Source organism: bacterium, assembly GCA_030530825.1.
GTDB lineage: Bacteria > Patescibacteriota > Saccharimonadia > Saccharimonadales > Saccharimonadaceae > Nanogingivalis.
The window spans coordinates 377,057-395,430 of sequence record JAUMUF010000001.1 but is presented as its reverse complement, the minus strand read 5'-3'; the positions used below and the strand labels follow the sequence as shown (position 1 = coordinate 395,430).

The 18,374-nt window shown below is 42.1% G+C and carries 22 protein-coding genes and 1 tRNA gene; 22 read left to right on the top strand and 1 reads right to left on the bottom strand.

Going from position 1 to position 18,374, the window contains the following annotated elements; genetic code table 11:
* The first annotated feature begins 111 nt into the window (after positions 1 to 111).
* The 22 genes from Q4A21_02135 (at position 112) to Q4A21_02030 (ending at position 18,105) form a co-directional block, all read left to right on the top strand.
* Positions 112 to 1,695 (top strand): RelA/SpoT family protein, encoded by a 1,584-nt coding sequence (locus Q4A21_02135; protein MDO4902336.1) that lies wholly within the window; start codon positions 112 to 114, stop codon positions 1,693 to 1,695.
* A gap of 97 nt (positions 1,696 to 1,792) precedes the next feature.
* Complete coding sequence (gene gap / locus Q4A21_02130; GenBank protein MDO4902335.1) at positions 1,793 to 2,800, top strand: type I glyceraldehyde-3-phosphate dehydrogenase; 1,008 nt, start codon at positions 1,793 to 1,795, stop codon at positions 2,798 to 2,800.
* 11 nt (positions 2,801 to 2,811) lie between these two features.
* Entirely contained in the window at positions 2,812 to 3,267 is a 456-nt protein-coding gene (locus Q4A21_02125; protein MDO4902334.1) for an RpiB/LacA/LacB family sugar-phosphate isomerase, read from the top strand.
* Entirely contained in the window at positions 3,268 to 3,915 is a 648-nt protein-coding gene (locus tag Q4A21_02120) for a hypothetical protein (protein MDO4902333.1), read from the top strand.
* The gene (locus Q4A21_02115) at positions 3,915 to 4,901 is read left to right on the top strand and encodes a carbohydrate kinase family protein (protein MDO4902332.1); all 987 of its coding nucleotides are present in this window, start codon (positions 3,915 to 3,917) and stop codon (positions 4,899 to 4,901) included. The genes Q4A21_02120 and Q4A21_02115 overlap by 1 nt, the downstream gene beginning before the upstream one ends.
* On the top strand, positions 4,894 to 5,364 hold the full coding sequence (locus tag Q4A21_02110) for a hypothetical protein (protein MDO4902331.1): 471 nt from the start codon (positions 4,894 to 4,896) through the stop codon (positions 5,362 to 5,364). Before Q4A21_02115 ends, Q4A21_02110 begins: the two co-directional genes overlap by 8 nt.
* Positions 5,361 to 5,969 carry a hypothetical protein gene (locus tag Q4A21_02105; protein ID MDO4902330.1) on the top strand — a complete coding sequence of 203 codons (609 nt, stop codon included), beginning with the start codon at positions 5,361 to 5,363 and terminating at the stop codon, positions 5,967 to 5,969. The genes Q4A21_02110 and Q4A21_02105 overlap by 4 nt, the downstream gene beginning before the upstream one ends.
* Positions 5,970 to 6,032: 63 nt before the next feature.
* The gene (locus Q4A21_02100; GenBank protein MDO4902329.1) at positions 6,033 to 6,485 is read left to right on the top strand and encodes a hypothetical protein; all 453 of its coding nucleotides are present in this window, start codon (positions 6,033 to 6,035) and stop codon (positions 6,483 to 6,485) included.
* 38 nt (positions 6,486 to 6,523) lie between these two features.
* Positions 6,524 to 7,969 (top strand): ComEC/Rec2 family competence protein, encoded by a 1,446-nt coding sequence (locus Q4A21_02095; GenBank protein MDO4902328.1) that lies wholly within the window; start codon positions 6,524 to 6,526, stop codon positions 7,967 to 7,969.
* Positions 7,970 to 8,006: 37 nt separating this feature from the next.
* Entirely contained in the window at positions 8,007 to 8,432 is a 426-nt protein-coding gene (tsaE, locus tag Q4A21_02090) for a tRNA (adenosine(37)-N6)-threonylcarbamoyltransferase complex ATPase subunit type 1 TsaE (GenBank protein MDO4902327.1), read from the top strand.
* Positions 8,429 to 8,854: a tRNA (adenosine(37)-N6)-threonylcarbamoyltransferase complex dimerization subunit type 1 TsaB gene (tsaB, locus tag Q4A21_02085; protein ID MDO4902326.1), complete on the top strand. Its 426-nt coding sequence runs from the start codon at positions 8,429 to 8,431 to the stop codon at positions 8,852 to 8,854. The genes tsaE and tsaB overlap by 4 nt, the downstream gene beginning before the upstream one ends.
* Positions 8,855 to 8,866: 12 nt before the next feature.
* The gene (locus Q4A21_02080) at positions 8,867 to 10,153 is read left to right on the top strand and encodes a DUF1727 domain-containing protein (protein MDO4902325.1); all 1,287 of its coding nucleotides are present in this window, start codon (positions 8,867 to 8,869) and stop codon (positions 10,151 to 10,153) included.
* Positions 10,150 to 10,890, top strand: a complete 741-nt coding sequence (locus Q4A21_02075; GenBank protein ID MDO4902324.1) for a glutamine amidotransferase — start codon at positions 10,150 to 10,152, stop codon at positions 10,888 to 10,890. The genes Q4A21_02080 and Q4A21_02075 overlap by 4 nt, the downstream gene beginning before the upstream one ends.
* A gap of 67 nt (positions 10,891 to 10,957) precedes the next feature.
* Positions 10,958 to 12,937 carry an excinuclease ABC subunit UvrB gene (gene uvrB, locus Q4A21_02070; GenBank protein ID MDO4902323.1) on the top strand — a complete coding sequence of 660 codons (1,980 nt, stop codon included), beginning with the start codon at positions 10,958 to 10,960 and terminating at the stop codon, positions 12,935 to 12,937.
* Positions 12,938 to 12,964: 27 nt separating this feature from the next.
* Entirely contained in the window at positions 12,965 to 13,531 is a 567-nt protein-coding gene (locus tag Q4A21_02065) for a YdcF family protein (GenBank protein MDO4902322.1), read from the top strand.
* Positions 13,532 to 13,585: 54 nt separating this feature from the next.
* Positions 13,586 to 13,670: transfer RNA gene (locus Q4A21_02060), tRNA-Leu, on the top strand.
* A 70-nt stretch (positions 13,671 to 13,740) separates the two neighbouring features.
* Positions 13,741 to 14,031, top strand: a complete 291-nt coding sequence (gene gatC, locus Q4A21_02055; GenBank protein ID MDO4902321.1) for an Asp-tRNA(Asn)/Glu-tRNA(Gln) amidotransferase subunit GatC — start codon at positions 13,741 to 13,743, stop codon at positions 14,029 to 14,031.
* Positions 14,032 to 14,038: 7 nt separating this feature from the next.
* A complete protein-coding gene (gene gatA, locus Q4A21_02050) occupies positions 14,039 to 15,439 on the top strand; it encodes an Asp-tRNA(Asn)/Glu-tRNA(Gln) amidotransferase subunit GatA (protein MDO4902320.1) in 1,401 nt (466 codons plus the stop codon).
* On the top strand, positions 15,439 to 15,852 hold the full coding sequence (locus Q4A21_02045) for a hypothetical protein (protein ID MDO4902319.1): 414 nt from the start codon (positions 15,439 to 15,441) through the stop codon (positions 15,850 to 15,852). The genes gatA and Q4A21_02045 overlap by 1 nt, the downstream gene beginning before the upstream one ends.
* Positions 15,852 to 17,366 (top strand): Asp-tRNA(Asn)/Glu-tRNA(Gln) amidotransferase subunit GatB, encoded by a 1,515-nt coding sequence (gene gatB / locus Q4A21_02040; GenBank protein ID MDO4902318.1) that lies wholly within the window; start codon positions 15,852 to 15,854, stop codon positions 17,364 to 17,366. The genes Q4A21_02045 and gatB overlap by 1 nt, the downstream gene beginning before the upstream one ends.
* Positions 17,367 to 17,507: 141 nt before the next feature.
* Positions 17,508 to 17,768, top strand: coding sequence for a hypothetical protein (locus Q4A21_02035; protein ID MDO4902317.1), 261 nt, complete (start codon positions 17,508 to 17,510; stop codon positions 17,766 to 17,768).
* Positions 17,761 to 18,105: a YtxH domain-containing protein gene (locus Q4A21_02030; GenBank protein MDO4902316.1), complete on the top strand. Its 345-nt coding sequence runs from the start codon at positions 17,761 to 17,763 to the stop codon at positions 18,103 to 18,105. Before Q4A21_02035 ends, Q4A21_02030 begins: the two co-directional genes overlap by 8 nt.
* Before the next feature lie 42 nt (positions 18,106 to 18,147).
* Here the strand turns inward: Q4A21_02030 and Q4A21_02025 are convergent, their stop codons facing one another.
* On the bottom strand, positions 18,148 to 18,369 hold the full coding sequence (locus tag Q4A21_02025; protein MDO4902315.1) for a hypothetical protein: 222 nt from the start codon (positions 18,367 to 18,369) through the stop codon (positions 18,148 to 18,150).
* Positions 18,370 to 18,374 lie beyond the last annotated feature (5 nt).

Here is an 18,374-nt window from a genome sequence, read left to right as displayed (position 1 = left end):
AAACTAAAACTAATTTTGAAAGTGCTATAACAACACAATTTTAGCAAATTTCAAGTTAAAAATCAAGGCTAAGCGCTTTACTAAGTGGAGAAATTCTGCTATACTTTATAAATGGAAAAAGGCGAACTTATTAAACTGGCGAATAAATTTTATACAGAAGAAGAAGTCGCGCGTCTTGAAGCGGCGGTTGATTTTGCGAGTGAGAAGCACGAGGGTCAACTCAGAAAGTCTGGCGAGCCGTATATCACTCATCCGTTGAAGGTAGCGGGGATTTTGATTGAATGGGGGATGGACGCAGACACGATTATTGCGGGCGTGCTTCATGATGTGGTTGAAGATACTGAGACGCCGCTCGATGAGATTGAGGCGACTTTTGGTGAAGATATCGCATTTCTTGTTGATGGTGTGACTAAAGTTGGTAAAGCCCGCAGTGGTATGAATAATCTTGAAACTTACCTGCCGCAGACTAAAGATAATCTTTCTAAACTCTTGATTGCGGTTGGCCAAGATGTTCGTGTAGTCATTATCAAACTCGCCGATCGCCTTCATAATGTCCAAACGCTTGAACATATGTCGCCCGAGAAACAGAAAAAAATCGCCCGTGAAACGCTGGATGTTTTTGCGCGGATTGCCGACCGTCTTGGAATGGGTCGTGTGCGTATGACTATGGAAGAAACCGCCTTTTCTTATCTTAATCCAAGTGAATACAAGCGACTTTCTAACGAAATCCGCAAGCGTCTCGGTAAGTCGACTCGCAAACTTGGTCGTGTTCGAGAAGAGGTTGAGAGTGAACTCAAAAAGGCTGGGATTGACTTCGAAATTTCTGGTCGAGTGAAGAGCGTTTATTCGCTTCATAAAAAATTAAAAAAGACTAAAGGTGATATTGATCGCGTTTATGACTTGATGGCTCTAAGAATTATCGTCAAAAATAAGGATGATTGCTATCGTGTGCTGGGGATTTTACACTCGATCTACAAGCCGATGATTGAGCGGATCAAAGATTATATCTCTATGCCCAAACCTAACGGCTACCAGAGCCTTCATACTACTGTTATTACACCTTCTAAGTTGATTGCGGAATTTCAGATTAGGACAGAAGAAATGCACGAATTTGCCGAGCGCGGTCTTGCGGCGAGTTTTCATTATCACGAGCAGAAGTCGAGCGGTGCGTATCTGAGCGGGGCGACTTCGCGCGAGCGGATTCCGCAGGCTGGTCGTCCAGAGACCAAAGGCAACGGCGGACTTTCTAATGAGCTCCAATGGATTGTTCAACTCCAAGATGTGGCGCAAAGACTTCGAGATGGCGAGGAGATTGACCCAGAGCAACTTCAGATTGATATTTTTGGTGATAGGATTTTTGTTTATTCGCCAAAAGGTGATATTTATAATTTGCCAGAGGGAGCGTTGCCTTTAGATTTTGCCTATATGGTCCATAGCGATGTAGGTAAGCACGCTTACGCCTTCCGTGTGAATGAAAAAATCCACGCTTTCGATAAACCGCTCGAAGAGGGTGATGTGGTTGAAGTCATCACGCGCAAGACTTCTTTGCCTAAAGTCGATTGGCTTGATCTGGTGAAAACTTCACACGCGCGGGTGAAATTGCGTGCGCAACTTCGAAACGCGGGGCTTTTGGGGCGAATTTCCAATACGGCTGCGGCGCAGGCTCAGCGACTTCGAGATAAGTTTGGTAAATAAATCTATTTTCCGCTCAAATTATGGGCGGATTTTTTGCTTTTTCAAAACGCTTATGATATAATAGGAATGAAAATTTTAGAAATTAAAAGGAGACAAAATGTCTAAAAAAATTGCAATTAATGGCTTTGGTAGAATTGGTCGAAACGCCTTCAAACTATTTTTCGAAAGAGACGATGTCGAGGTTGTGGCGATTAACGATTTGACTGACACCAAAACTTTGGCGTATTTATTAAAACACGATACTGTTTACGGAAATTATCATCATGAAGTTTCTTCGACTGATAACTCTTTAATTGTAAATGGTAAAGAGATTAGGATTTTAGCTGAAAAAGATCCAGCTAATTTGCCTTGGGCTGAGATGAAGATTGATGTTGTAGTTGAATCTACAGGCTTGTTTACTGAAGTAGAGAAGGCTCGCGCACATATCACTGCTGGCGCCAAAAAAGTCGTGATTTCTGCTCCATCCAAGGGCGAGAATGCAAAGATGGTTGTTCTTGGCGTTAATGAGGATACTCTAACTCGCGAAGACGATATTGTTTCTAATGCAAGCTGTACAACCAACAGTGTCGCCCCTGTAATGTCAATTCTTGATCGAGAATTTGGTATTGAAAAATCAATGATGACAACAATTCATTCTTACACTGCAAGTCAGCGTTTGGTTGATGCTCCTTCGAAGGATCTTCGGGAAGCGCGAGGCGCCGCCGAGAATATCGTCCCTACAACTACTGGGGCGGCGATTGCTACGGGTAAAGTTATTCCAGCTTTAGAAGGTAAATTTGACGGTTTGAGTGTTAGGGTTCCAACTCCGACTGTTTCGCTTAGTGATATTACAGCAGTATTGAAGCGAGATGTAACAAAAGAAGAGATTAACGAAGTATTTAGAAGGGCTTCCAAGATGCCATTCTATCAAGGAATTTTAGCCGTAAGTGAAGATCCTCTTGTTTCGAGTGATTTCAAAGGAAATTCACATTCTACAATTATCGACTTGGCTCTTACAAATGTCGTAGCGGGTAATTTGATTAAAGTTGTAGCTTGGTATGACAATGAGTGGGGCTACTCCAACCGTCTAGTTGAATTAACTGCTGACATTGCGGCAAATATTTAAGGAATTTGAAAATGAAGATTTATCTTGGAGCGGATCACAGGGGATTTTATCTTAAAGATAAGGTTTATGATTATCTGAAGTCGCGAGGCTATGACGTTGAAAAAATCGGCGGATCGGACTATGATCCAGACGATGACTTTCCGGTTTTTGCTAAACAGGCTGTGGCGAAAATTTATTCAAGCGAAGATGCGGACCCGCGGGCAATTTTAATATGTGGCGGCGCTCAAGGAATGGGAATGGCCGCCAATCGGTATAAGGGCATTCGCGCCTCTGTTGTGTGGGATGCGGAGGAAGCCAAATGGACACGCAATGATAATGACAGTAATGTGCTTTGTCTTCCTGCGCGGATTTTCGATCAAGAGACGGCTGAGAATGAACTTCACGACACGCTTGATACTTGGCTCGAAACGCCTTACGCTAACGCCCCAAGATTTAATAGAAGAAATAAACAGATTGATGAGGTTTAGATGTCGGTGATTTGTCCAACAATTTTAGCAACAGATTTAGATGATTACAACTATCAGGTTGGTCGGCTTCAGCCTTTTGCTGAGCGAGTTCAGATTGATATTACTGACGGTGTTTTTGCGCAAAATCAGACGGTTGGGCTTGGCCAAATTTGGTGGCCCGAGCATTGGAAGGTGGATCTACATTTAATGGTCTCTAATCCGAGCGAATATATCGATCAGGTCATAAAAATGAAGCCCAACATGGTGATTTTTCACTCAGAGACAGAAGAAGACCTCGTGCCAATTTTTGAAAAGTTAAAGAAAGAGACTCTGATCAAGCCTGCGGTTGCACTACTTCGATCAACTGTTCCTGAAACAGTGGCTGACGCAATTAATGCTGCTGAGCATGTGTTAATTTTCTCTGGAAATTTGGGACAGATGGGCGGCAAGGCTAGCATGATGCAACTTGAAAAAATCCGTCTCGTAAAAGCGATCAACCAAAATGTCGAAATTGGTTGGGACGGCGGCGCCAATCTTGCTAATGTTTTTGCACTAACTCAAGGAGGCGTTGATGTGGTTAATGTCGGCTCGGCGATCGCAGGTGCGGCTGAGCCTGAGCAAGTTTATCACACAATGGCTAATGAAATTACTCGAAAGGGCGCAATTTAATGGCTCAATCGGGTGGGGCAGTTAAGATTTTATCAGTTGGATCAGCAACGCAAGATGTTTTTTTGCGAAATTCTAATGTTCGTGAAAAAATCTCTATTGATGGGTCGACCGATGCTTCTGCTCTTAAAATGGGCTCCAAGATTGACCTTAATCGTGTATATTTTTCAGTTGGCGGAAGTGCTGTTAATACGGCTACTGCTTTTGCGCGAAACGGCATAGAGTCCTCGATAATGTGCTCTATTGGACAGGATTTTGCTGGTCAAAATGTCTTGAAGGCGCTTGATTCGGAGCATATTGATACCTCTAGAGTTGCGATTTCGCCAATTTATAACACAGATTACACCACATTTTTATTAGATGGTCAAGAGCGAGCAATGCTTGCCTATCGAGGTGCTTCCGGTCGGTTGAATTGCGACAACTTGGATTTTTCTCAAGAAGAATTTGACTGGATTTATGTCTCCAATCTGTCTGGTCATCTTGATCTGGCTGAAAAAATTTTTCAAAAGGCTAAAGATAAAAATATCAAAATCTTCTGGAATCCTGGTAAAAAAGAATTCGAAAAACCAGAAGTTGTCCGCGCGCTGACCGAAATGGTTGATATTTTTCAACTTAACAAAAACGAGGCTTCGAGCCTAGTAATTGGAGACACGGCCGAAGAATTGTTAACGCGATGCGCAGGATTTGCAAAAATCTTAATTTTAACAGATGCAGAAAATGGAATTTGGGCCACTGATCGGCGGAAGATCTTGCGCGCCGGACTGTATGAAGATGCGCCGGTGCGAGATAAAACTGGGGCTGGTGATGCATTTGGTGCTGGGTTTTTGGCCCAATGGTCGCGCGGTGCGGATTTGACTCAGAGCGTGATTTATGGCAGTGCTAATGCGAGTTCTGTGATTCAATATTTTGGATCGATTAAAGGGATTTTGAGCGAAACAACAACTCTTCACTCTATGCCAATGGCAGAAAAGGACTTTTACTATGCTTAATCTGGCTGATCTATTGGGCTTGCGTGGCTCTGATCGGAAGAAATTTATTTTCGAAATTGAGAATCTAGAGAAAAAAGTCCCTAGCGGAAGAAGCGTTTCGGCAAAAATATTGGGCAAGATTTACTTGGACTCGGCAGAAATTGTGCGGATTTTAGGATTTTCAGATATGGATGTACTAAAAAACGAGGCCGTGTCTGCTCTAAAGAATAAGTTTCTTGGCGAAAAAGTTTTGGCTAAGGAAGACGATTTTTGGAAAAAATATTCTCGCTCGGCCGTTGTGGTAAAAGATGGAATCGTTTCAGCCAATAAAGAGGACATACAGAAGTCGTTATCCGACGATAGGGATTGTCTAAGTGGATTTCAAAAATTGCTTCAAGAAGAGATTTGTGAAAGATTTGCTAAAGAAATTCCAAACCTTACATTTGACAAAGTTAATAAAATATTATTTAAGGAGAAAAAATGAGATATCAAATTTGTGTTTCTGGAGCGGCGAGCGGAGAAAGTGTGGCTGCTTCTAAAAATTTAGCGTTTCGGCTTGGCGCGGAGATTGTTCGACAAGGTAAAATTTTGACTACTGGTGCGACGGTTGGATTGCCACATTTTGCTGCACTCGGTGCAGTTAGTGTCAAAGGTCGTACTGGCTTAAGTGTTGGATTTTCGCCTGCTTCGAGTTTTCGTCAGCATGTAAACACCTATAAATTGCCGTTTGTACCTTTTGATTATATCAATTTTACGGGTATGAGTTATGTTGGGCGTGATACACATTTAGTGCTTTCTAGTGATGCGGTGATTACTGTTGGTGGGCGAATGGGCTCGCTACATGAACTTGCTACAGCGCTTGAGTCTAAAAAAGTCTGTGGTGTTCTGCTTGGCAGCCGCGCTTTGGCAGATTATGTGCCAACTTTGCTCGAAAACATCGAGAGTCCTGGCACCAAGGAGATAATTTACGATACGGATCCTGAGCGTTTAGTGAAAAAAGTCATTGCTGCATTAGATGAGAAGAATAAAGATTTCAATCCGCCTCGCAATGACGAGCATTTATCGATTAAGCGTTCTGGCAACGGTTAAAATTTTTCAACCCTGAGAAAATACAGGGTTGATTTTTTATTAAAATATTATATAATTTAGGATATGAGTAATAAAATTCCAGCAAGAAATCTTATTAAATTTTCAAGCGGGCTTTTACCGGGTGAGATAATTTTACTTTGGCGTATAAATTTTGGAACTTTCAATAATAGATCGCATTTTCCAAAATATTTTAGCCAGACTTACGGAATTGACGCACCTGTGAGTCTGAATAGGATGGTTGAAGATGGATTTGTTGGCGTTGATGATGTTTATGATTCGCTCGAAGAATTTGCGACAGTTGATTTTATGCGTCGAGCTTTGCGCGACCATCGAAATATTTCTGGTCTTTCAAAGGAGGGGCGAAATGGTCTTCTTGATTTAATGGAAGTTGAATTTTCGGAAAAAGATTTAGAAAGTTTGTTCGAAATTCGTGGCTATTCTTTGACTGAGAAGGGCCAAGAGGCTCTTCTTGAAGGCCAAGAGGCTGTTGACCGCCACCCTAAGAAGAAGTTCTAAATCTTGATAATTATGAAAATAAAAAGTAAAATATAGATATGAGATTATTCCAAAAAATCCATCGGCATTATATCGCTTTTGCGTTTTCTGTTGTGGGGTTTTTGGGGTTTTTAGCGTCTGGATTGCTCGAGATTAAGGGTCTTAATGGGCAAATTTGGCCCGTTCTGGCGAGCGTATTGTTGATTTGTTTTATTGCTATTTCAAGAAAATATTGCTTAATAATAGTATCTTTGTCTGCTATACTATTCTCATTCTGGCGAATGTCTGGATTTTGGGATAATTTTGATTTTGTTTCTAAATTCGAAAAACAAGAAGTTTTTATTTCTGGCATTTTAGCCGAAGATCCAGATATTACAGAGAAGGGTGAGCAGCGTATATCTGTAAATTTAGAAAAAATTGGGGGTAAGGATGCTGGCGGTAGGTTATTTGCTATCGTGAAAAATAAGGTAAAACTGCGTCGTAGTGATAGAGTCTTCTTGCGCGGCAAATTATCTAAAGGCTCTCGAGGGACTGTAGGTGTGATATTTAGGGCGCAATTTGTCAAGTTGGAAAAGCGAACAGACTTGGTGCGCGACATCAGGGATAGTTTTGCTGGAGGGATTAAGCAATTCATCTCTTCTCCTGAGGTAGATTTAGGACTCGGCTATCTTTTGGGGCAGAAAAATTCTTTACCAGAAACGCTTGAGACGGCGCTAAAAATTACGGCATTAACTCATATTGTAGTGGCGAGCGGATATAATTTGACGGTATTGGCTAATTTTTCGCGACGAATTTTTCAAAATATATCCAGAAAATTAACGCTACTCTTGATGATTTTGCTTGTCGGTGGGTTTGTCTTGGTGGTTGGTTTTACGCCAAGTATGGTGCGCGCCGGCATTGTTGCTATACTTTCTGCTATATTTTGGTATTTTGGCAAGCGAACAAATCCCTACTTTTTACTGATTTTTGTTGCAACAATGACGCTGTTTATCCGTCCAGAAAATATTTTTGGTCTTGGATGGCAATTATCTTTTGCGTCATTCTTTGGAGTGATGATTTTGTCTCCAAAACTGAAAGAGTTCTTATTCCGCGAGCCTGAAAAATTACCCGCTCTAATATCGACATTCTTTGAGACATTTTCTGCTCAAATCTTGACACTACCACTTATAGTTTCTGCTTTTGGGGTATTTTCTACTGTGTCTATGTTGTCTAACTTTTTTGTCCTACCGCTGGTTCCGCCGGCAATGTTAATGGTATTTTTAACGGGATTTTTTGCGCAAGTATTTACACCTTTGGCGCAGGTTTTTGGATGGGTATCTGAGATGATTTTGAAGATTTCGATTGATATAATTGACTTTTTTGCTGGAATTCCTGGTGCTCAAATGGAAATAAAAATGCCCGATTTTGTTCCCTTGATTTTTTATGTCGTTTTGGCTTTGTTTGTTCTATTTTTAGAAAAATCAACTCGTAAAACTAAAATTATGCTAGAAAATCCGGCTGAATAGTGGAGATTTTATGCGTAATTTGGTAAAATAATTGAAGATGCTAGAAAAAATCATAAAATCCGAGTCTGAAATGAAACTCTTTGGCCAGGAGATTGCCAAGTGTCTTGAAGGCGGCGAGGTTATTGAATTGATCGGCGATGTAGGCGCTGGAAAAACTACCTTCACTAAAGGTTTGGCGTTGGGTCTTGGCGTGTCTGAAACGGTTTCTAGTCCAAGTTTTACTATTTCGCGAGTATATGATGGTCGTGATTTTACGCTTTCGCACTACGATTTTTATCGTTTGGCTGATGCGGGTATTCTCTCGCTTGAAATTGCCGATGCACTTGAAAACCCTTACAATATAACAGTAGTAGAATGGGCAGAGAGTGTGTCAGAAATTTTACCAGAAAATCGAATAAAGATCGAAATCTCTAAAACTCCCGAAGATTTTCGAAAAGTAAAAATTGAAGGAGTTGAATTATGATTTTTTTGATCGAGACTTCAACTGAGTTTTTACGAATGTGGATTTTTGACGGCGAAACGGAAAAACACAGCGCTGAAATTGCGCTTGGAAGGCAGATGAGCGAGCAAATTTTGGCCGAAATATCGAATTTTTTGACACAAAATAATCTTACTTGGCGTGACCTAACCGCGATTGGCACCTTTGCAGGGCCGGGAAGTTTCACCGGTCTAAGGATTGGTGTTACTGTTGCTAACACCTTGGCTGACGCATTGAAAATCCCAATCGTTGGGGTCTCCAATTCTGACTTTTCAAAAATTGGTGAAGAAAATTTACGCCAGGATTGGCGAGAACTAGCAATTGGTAAATTGAAAAACGGCGAAGATCATAAAATAGTAGAAATTTTTTATGGAAAATCCGCCAATATCACTAAGCAAAAGAAATAAGGAAATAAAATTATGAAATTATCAATATTTTTAGGAAAAATCATTCAAAAAATCGCCCGACTTCGTGGAGGTGGATCTGCCCTGCCGGGGCTTTTTATGGAGAGATTCAACCCTAAATTTCTTGCTCGGACTCTTGAAAGTCTGCCATACGGCGTGGTTGTGATTTCTGGAACTAATGGAAAAACTACCACCACCAAGATGGTAGTTGAACTTCTCGAAAGCCAGAATTTGCGAGTTTTTACCAATAAGACTGGTTCCAATTTTGTCCGCGGTGTGGCCGCCGCCGCATTAGAAAGTGTTAACTTGCGCGGGATTTTGCCTGCGGACATCGCCGTTCTTGAACTGGACGAGGCGCACGCAGTTCACTTTGTGGAGCAAATCCACCCGCGATATTCACTCCTGCTCAATGTGATGCGCGACCAACTTGACCGCTTTGGCGAGATCGATTTCACGGCCGGCCTTCTTCAAAAGATTGGTGAAAATACTCGCAATTTAGTTTTCTTGAACGGCGGCGACAATCTTCTTTCTCGAAAAGATTTTTCGAAGGGCTTTGTAAAGGTTGTGAAGTTTGGCGCCAGCGAGAAGTTGGCGGAATTCTTCCCGAATGATGAAGAGATTCATGGCGATAATTCTTCAGACTTGCGTTCAAAACATCCGCAGGATATCGACTATTTGCTTGAAGATTTTTCCAAAACATCAGCGCAAATAATTCACCAAGAAACTCGCAAGAACTTCAATTTACAGATTAGTGGAATCCACAATATTCTCAATCTGACCGCTGCCTATGGTCTGGTGAGAGAAATTCTGAAATCGGAAAAAATAAAAATTCTTGAGGAGGATCTTGAAGAGACTATTTCAGAGATTAAGCCTGCGTTTGGTCGTGGCGAGATTATTAAGATTGGCGAAAAAGAAGTTGAAATTATGTTGGTAAAAAATCCTGCTGGCTTTCGCTCCAATCTGAAAAGTGCCGATTTGACAAATGCGCAAATTATGATTGCGATTAACGACAACTATGCTGATGGGCGAGATATGAGTTGGCTGTGGGATGTCGAATTTTCCAAAATGCTTGACGGCTCTGTTGCTAAAATCTCAGGAATTCGCGCTTATGATATGGCGCTGAGATTGTTTCATGATGAAATTCCATTCGAAAATACTGATATAAATACGGATATCCGCTCAGCGGTAGAAGAGTTTTTGAGTCAAGATGGCGATAAGAAAAAGATTTTTGCCACCTATACGGCAATGCTTGAGATTCGCAAAGAAATTTCTAAATTAACAGAGGTGGAGAAAATTTTATGAAGTTAAAAATTGTGTGGCTCTATGCCAAGAATATGAACATTTACGGTGATTATGGCAATATCTTGGCGCTAAAAAAACAGGCTGAAATGCGCGGAATTAAGCCTGAGATTGTCCAGTATAACGAGGGTGATGAATTTCCACTGGATGCGGATATTGTGATTGGCGGTGGCGGTCAGGATAGCGGGCAGGGCAAAATTCAGGACGACCTTCTTAAGATTGCGCCAATCTTGCGAGATTTGGCGAAGAAGGGTGTTCCGATGTTGATGATTTGTGGGCTTTATCAACTTTTTGGCGAGTATTTTGAGACTTCTATGGGCGAAAAAATCAGCGGAATTTGCCTTTTTCAAGGTGTGAAAACCGTTGCTGGTGAAACTAGAATGATTGGTAATATTGTTGAAGATTCTGCCGAGTTTGGCGAAATTATCGGCTATGAAAACCACAGCGGACAGACTTTCATTTCGAAAAACACTGAAGTTCTTGCTCGAGTTTCGAGCGGAGATGGCAACAATCCCGAGAACCATACCGAGGGCGCGCGTTATAAAAATGTGATCGGAACATATCTTCACGGATCAATTTTGCCCAAAAATCCTGCGATTACCGAATTTTTCTTGCGAGAAGCGTGTAAAAATAAGGGTGAGAGCTTGCTTGAAGTTCTGCCGGAATTTCGAGACGACTTCGAAAAACTTCAACAAATTACAGATATGGCTCGCCAAATCGCCAAATCCCGCCCGCGTTAATAATTTTATTGTTATATATTTTAAACGCGGTTTTGATTTTTTACGCAAAATATTGTAAAATAAAATAATGATAGCCAAGCGGAAGTTTAAGTTAAGGTCAAAATATAGGCCAACCGGTGATCAGCCTACAGCGATCGCTCAACTTGTTGCTGGTCTTGAGAGGGGCGAACGAGAGCAGACTCTCCTTGGCGTGACTGGCTCTGGTAAGACTTTTACGATGGCGAATATCATCGAAAAAACCCAAAAACCGACGCTGATTCTCGCTCACAACAAAACGCTCGCGGCGCAACTTTATTCTGAATTTAAGGAGTTCTTCCCTGAAAATGAGGTTCACTACTTTGTCTCGTATTTTGATTATTATCAGCCTGAAGCATATATCGCCAGCACAGATACTTATATCGAAAAGGACTCGCGCATAAATGAAGAAATCGAGCGTCTCCGTCACGCCGCCACCGAGGCGCTCCTGACTCGGCGCGACACGATTATTGTTTCGAGCGTGAGTTGTATTTATGGCATCGGTAGCCCTGCGAGTTATCAGGAAATGGCGCTTCATCTTAAAGTTGGCGATCGTTATAAGCAAGAAAAGTTGCTTAGACATCTTAAAGATATTCAATATGATCGAAATGATGTGGATTTTGCGCGCGGGACTTTTCGTGTGCGAGGTGACACGGTTGATGTGATGACGGCGAGTTCTGACTTGGCTGTGCGGATTGAGTTTTTTGGCGATGTGATCGATCGGCTTGTTTTGATCAATCCTTTGACTGGCGAAATTTTAGAAAAGCCGGCGCATTTTGATATTTTTCCTAATTCTCACTACGCAACACCGCGAGAAATTATTGAGCGTGCTATTCCGCAGATTGAAGAAGAGTTTTACGCGCGCCACGAGTATTTCGAAAAAAATGAGAAATTTCTCGAAGCCCAGCGTCTTGCTCAGCGCACCAAATATGACCTTGAAATGCTCCGTGAGACTGGTTTTGTTAAAGGTATTGAAAATTACACGCGCTATCTGACTGAGCGCAATGTGGGCGAGCAGCCGGCGACGCTTCTGGATTATTTTCCGGATGATTTTTTACTTCTTGTTGATGAGAGTCACATGACCTTACCGCAGGTTCGTGGGATGTTTAGAGGTGATCGCTCGCGGAAAACTGTGCTGGTTGATAACGGTTTTCGTCTGCCGTCAGCGCTTGATAACCGACCTTTGACTTTTGATGAATTTTATGGTCATATAAATCAAGCGATTTATGTTTCGGCGACGCCGGGCGATTTCGAAATTGAACATTCGCCGGCGCCCGCTCAGCAGGTAATTCGCCCAACTGGACTGCTCGATCCTGTGATTGAGGTGCGACCGATTGAGGGTCAGATTGATGATTTGATGGAGGAAATTCGTCAAAGAGTGGCTAAAAACCAGCGTGTTTTGGTGACTACTTTGACCAAAAGGATGGCTGAGGATTTGAGCGGATTTTTGGAAGAAAACGGCGTTAAAACGGCATATATTCATAGTGAAATTGATACTTTGGAGCGGGGTGATATTTTGCGCGACCTTCGAAATGGAACTTACGATGTGTTGGTCGGCATCAATCTTCTTCGAGAGGGCTTGGATTTGCCTGAAGTGTCTTTGGTGGCGATTATTGATGCGGATAAAGAAGGATTTTTGCGAAGTGAAAGTGCGCTAATCCAGACAATCGGTCGTGCGGCGCGCCACGAGGAGGGAAAAGTTTTGATGTATGCCGACAAAATCACGCGTTCAATGCGGGCGGCTTTGGACGAAACTTCTCGGCGTCGCGAGATTCAGCAAAAATATAATCAAGAAAATGGCATCACGCCTCGAAGTGTCGCCAGTGAAATCAAAGAGGGATTGCGAGCGATTCTGCCGGCTAAAGACAAGAAGCGGAAACTCGATCTTAAGCGTATTCCGCGCGATGAGTGGCAGAATTTAGTGGTGGATTTGACCTCGCAGATGAATGCGGCTTCGGCAAGCCTTGAATTTGAATTGGCGGCAGATCTTCGCGATCAGATTGCTGAAATTCGAAAGAAGATGTTGAAATAAGCCTCGAAAAGATGTAAAATTTTACATATGAACACGATTGAATCTATCACGAATTTTATTTTCATCCCAGAAACTAAGCGAGAAGATCTGCCCAATATCGATGCGATGATTGTTCTTGGAAATGATCATGTCGAAACAATGGTCGATGTTTTCGAAGTCTGGAAATCTGACAAGATTAAAAAGATAATCCTGTCTGGGCATAGCAAAAATTCAGATAAAAAGCCAGAAGCTTTGAGGTTTTTTGAGCGTGGTCTGGAACTTGGGGTTCCGCGTGAAGCGATGATTTTAGAACCTAATTCGACAAATACAAAAGAGAATTTTGAAAATGTCGCCAAAATTTTTGCCGAAAATAAAGATTTTTCGAATTTACAAAATGTTATGATTGTGTGCCTGAATTTTCATACGCGCCGATCTTTGATGACTGCTAAAAATTTCTTGCCAGAAAATATCAACTACTATTTTCTTCCGACTATTGACGAGCGAAATATTCGACCAGAAGATTGGTGGAATGGTGAAATTTCGAAAAATCGCGTCCTTGAAGAGGTTGGGCGAATTAGTCAGTATTCGATCAAGGGTGATTTATCTTTGAAATAGAATTCATAAAAATCTTGACTTCTTTTAAAAAATTTGATAAACTAGAGAAGTTAAGCACGAGTGGTGGAATTGGTAGACACGCTAGTCTTAGGAACTAGTGCCAATTGGCGTGAAGGTTCAAGTCCTTTCTCGTGTACCAAAGAGAAGCGATCAGATAAAACTGGTCGTTTTTCTTTATTTTTCTTCCGAATTTTGGTATAATTTAAGATATGAATATCACCACAGAAGAAGTTAAGCATTTGGCGCGGCTTTCGAATATTTCTTTGAGCGAAGAAGAAATTTCCAATCTCCGCGGCGATCTTGAAAATATCGTAAATTACATCAAGCAACTTGACAAACTCGACACCGAGAATGTTGAGCCAACTTATCAAGTCTCGGAAAATCAAAACATTTGGCGCAATGACGAAATCGACAATTACGGCGTTGAAAAGCAAGAACTTTTGGCGCTCTCTGGCGAGAATGTTGCGAGCGATCAAATTAAAGTTCCAAAGGTGTTGTAGGAGAATTATGACGAATATTTTTGAAATTAGAGAGATGATTTTGAGTGGTAAAACTTCCGCTCGAAAAGAAGTTGAAAAGGCACTCGAAAAGGCTAAAACTTTGGCTGACTTTAACGCACTCACGAGTTTAACAGAAGAGCGCGCGCTTAAAAGGGCGGATGAAATTGACGCTAAAATTTCCGCTGGCGAAACAATTGGACGACTTGCGGGCGTTCCGTTTATCGCTAAAGATAACTTCTTGGCATTTGGCGCGCCTTCGACTGCCTCGAGCAAAATGTTGGGCGACTTCGAAACGCCAATTCAAGCCACGGCGATGGAGAAATTGGAGGCGGAAGGTGCTATTTGTATCGGTAAGGCTAATTTGGACGCTTTTGCTCACGGTGGCTCAACAGAAAACTCTGCTTTTGGTGTGACTAAAAATGCGCTCGACCAAACTCGCGTTGCGGGCGGCTCATCTGGTGGTTCTGCTGTTGCGGCGGCGCTTGATATTGTGCCTTTTACGCTTGGTACGGACACTGGTGGGTCGATTCGGCAGCCGGCAAGTTTCAACGGTGTTTATGGTGTTAAGCCGACTTATGGTACGGTATCACGATTTGGCGTGGTGGCGATGGCATCTTCAACCGATACGATTGGTGTATTTACTAAGACCGCTAAAGAGGCTGATCTTGTGATGGAAATTATGAGTGGTCTTGACCAGAAAGATATGATGACTTTGCCGGATTTTTGGCAGACTGCTCAAGCGCCAAAGAATGCCAAAATTGGTGTCGTTAAAGAATTTATGGGCGAAGGTGTCGATGAGGAAGTTCGAAAATTGACAGAAGATTACATCGAAAGGCTTCGAAGCGCTGGTCATACGGTTGAAGAAGTAAGTTTGCCGATGAGCAAATATGCATTGGCAATTTATTACATCGTTATTCCGGCGGAAGTTTCTTCTAACTTGGCGCGATATGATGGCGTGCGTTATGGACTTCGCTCAAAAACCGCCAAATCTTTGGACGAAGTTTATGGTCTTTCTCGTGATGAGGGCTTTGAAGCAGAAAACAAACGCCGAATTATGATAGGGAGTTATGTTCTTTCGAGCGGATTTTATGACGCATATTATCTTAAAGCGCAAAAAGCGCGCACTCTCCTCATTCAAGAATTTAACAAACTTTTTGAAAATTATGACTTTTTGATTAGTCCGGTCGCGCCAACGCCTGCCTTCAAAATTGGCGAAAACGCGCACGATCCGCTCAAAATGTATCTGGCGGATATTATGAGTGTGCCAGCGTCGATGGCGGGCTTGCCTGCGGTGAGTGTGCCGGCGGGCAAAACTTCTGACGGCTTGCCAGTTGGTGTCCAGATTATTGGTAAAATGAAATCAGATGCTTCAATTTTGGCTTTGGCTGATAGTTTGGAGGAAAAATAATGGATGTTTTATTGCTTGGTGTTGCGATTTTGATCTGTGGGGCGCTGCTTTTCTTTGTGCTAAATATCACCAAGCCAGAGACGATTCGCTTAAATAAAGAAAAATACCAGACCAATTGGCTTAAGATTGAAAATTCGATCCAAAAAGATAACGCCGCGAGTTGGCATTTGGCGATAATTAATGCGGATAAATTGGTTGATACGACGCTTAGGGAGTTGAATTTTGACGGTCAAACAATGGCGGAGCGCTTGAAATCTGCCCGCGAGAAATTTTCTTCGCCCAACTCTTTGTGGCATGCACACAAACTGCGCAACGTTATCGCGCACGAGGCTGATGCGGAGATCAACTACGATCAAACGCGTCGCGCACTGGCGAGTTTTAAGCAAGCATTGAAGGATTTAGGAGCGATTTAATGGAAGAAATTTTGAAAAACTACGAAATAACTATCGGCATCGAATGCCACGTTCAGTTAAAAACCAAGACTAAATTATTTTCTGGAAGTGATAATGATGCGAGAGAGAAGACGCCCAATGAGGCGACTTCGCCAATTGATTTTGGCTTGCCAGGAATGTTGCCAGTTTTGAACAAAGAGGCGGTTAGACTTGCGGTTCGAGCTGGCAAGGCTTTGAATGCCAAAATTTCGAACGTTAGCCGATTTGATCGAAAGCACTATTTTTACCCAGATTTGCCAAAGGGTTATCAGACTTCACAGTTGTATCAGCCAATTATCGGTGAAGGAAAAATAACACCGGTTTTGCCGAATGGGGAGACTTTTGATGTTAGGATTGAGCACGCTCATCTTGAAGAAGATGCCGGAAAACTCACGCACCACGGCGATTATTCACTGGTTGACCTCAACCGCGCCGGTACGCCGCTGATCGAAATTGTCTCAATGCCGGATATTCATTCCGCCGAGCAAGCGCGCGCTTATGCTGAAGAACTTCACAAACGAATGGTCTTTGCCGAAGTCACCGACGGCGATCTTTATCAGGGCAATATGCGTTTCGACGTTAATATTTCTGCTCGAAAATTGGGCGAAGAAAAACTCGGCACACGCACAGAAATCAAGAATCTCAACAGTTTCCGAAGTGTTGAGCGAGCGGCGCAATATGAATTCGAGCGCCAAGTCAAACTTCTTGAAAAGGGAGAAAAAATCAAGCAAGAAACGCGTGGCTGGCTGGACGACGAGCAAAAAACGGTTTCTCAGCGTAGCAAGGAAGAGGCGCAGGATTATCGCTATATGCCCGATCCGGATATTCCGCCGATTATTTTGACTGATGAAGAAATCGCCAAAATGCAACTTACCTTCCCTAAAATGCCGGATGAATTCAGGGAATACTTCTCGGAGTTTAATCTTGACAAATCGGTGATTGATTATATTTTGTCCGATTATCGTCTAGCAGAGTTGATGCTTGCCACTTGGGGCAAGGGCTGGGCGAGTTCGCAAGAAGAAATCATTAAATCTTACGAAATCAAAGATTATTCGCTCGAAAATCACCATGAAAATATGAAGAAAATCTTCAACCTTTTTGCTTCGACTCCGATTGAAGAAATTGATCTCGACAAGGTTTATCAGGGCTACGTGGGTCCAAAGCGACTTTCGCAATTGGCGGAATTGTCACGCGCGGGCAAGATTTCTTCTAACGCGATGAAAGAGATTTTTATGGCGCTTTTCGAAAATGAAAACTTGGGTAAAATGCCAGAAGATATCGCCAAGGAGAAGAATTTGATTCAAGTTTCTGACGAGGGCGCAATCGCCAAAATCGTCGATGAAGTCCTCGCTGATCCGGCTTCACAGAAAGCGGTCAAAGACATTCGCGCGGGCAACGATAAAGCGATCGGCTTCCTTGTTGGTCAAATCATGAAAAAATCTCAAGGAAAAGCTAATCCGGCTCTTGCGCAGAAGTTGATTCGAGAGAGGTTGTAGAGTCTTAAAATCGCTCAAAATATATGGGCGATTTTATTTTTAGCCTAAAACCTATTGACATAAGAATTATTTTGTGCTATAATGCAGTTATTGATTTGCAAAAATCAAAATAAAAACTATAAAATAAATTAAAGGAGAAAGATGAGTTCGGCTGCGGAGATCTTAGTCGTAATTCTATCTATTTTTCTGGCGATCTTTATCGCGCTTGGCATCGTTACTTTTATCCTGATTATCAGGGTAAGCAAACAAATTGGCGATGTTGCGGAAAACTTTCGAAATATTTCCAACGGCGTGGATAATGTGGTCCAGAATATAGCACAGATTTCATCGCCCATAATTATTGGAAAAGCGATGATCGACATTTTCAAAAATTTAAAGAAAAAAGGAGAAAAAAATGAGTAAAAAAGGTAAATTTGGTCTTGGATTAGTGCTTGGTGCGGCTGTCGGCGCAATTGCGGGAATTTTAACAGCGCCAAAATCCGGTAAAGAAACCCGACAAGATTTGAAAAAGAAGGGTAAAGAATTTGCTGACGACGCCAAGGTAAAATTGGACGAAGCAGGAAAAAATGTTGAAAAATTCGGCGCAGAAGCAAAAGAAAAATTCAATGTTTTCAAAAAAGACGCAGATAAAAAAGTTGGCGAAGTCACAGAAAAGGCTAAACTTGAGGGCGAAAAACTTCAAAAACGCGCTCTAAACACTGTCGAAAACCTCAAGAAAAAAGTCGAAAAGAAAGACTAATTCTCGAAATGAAAATCTCCCGTCGGAATACGGGAGATTTTGTTATTTTTGCTTGTTTTTGAGCGTGGCTGGCAAAGTTATACCATAGATTACGAAAATCATAAACCAGATTAGATTTGGCTTGCCGTTAATTACGCTAAAAATGTACGCAAGAAGTGCGCAAATTGCTGTAATTCCGTAGAGGATTTTTGCGGCTTTGTTTTGTTCGGCGTTATTTTTTGGGTTTTTCTCGCTGCCCTTGATGATTTTCTCGTTTTTCCTCATAATCT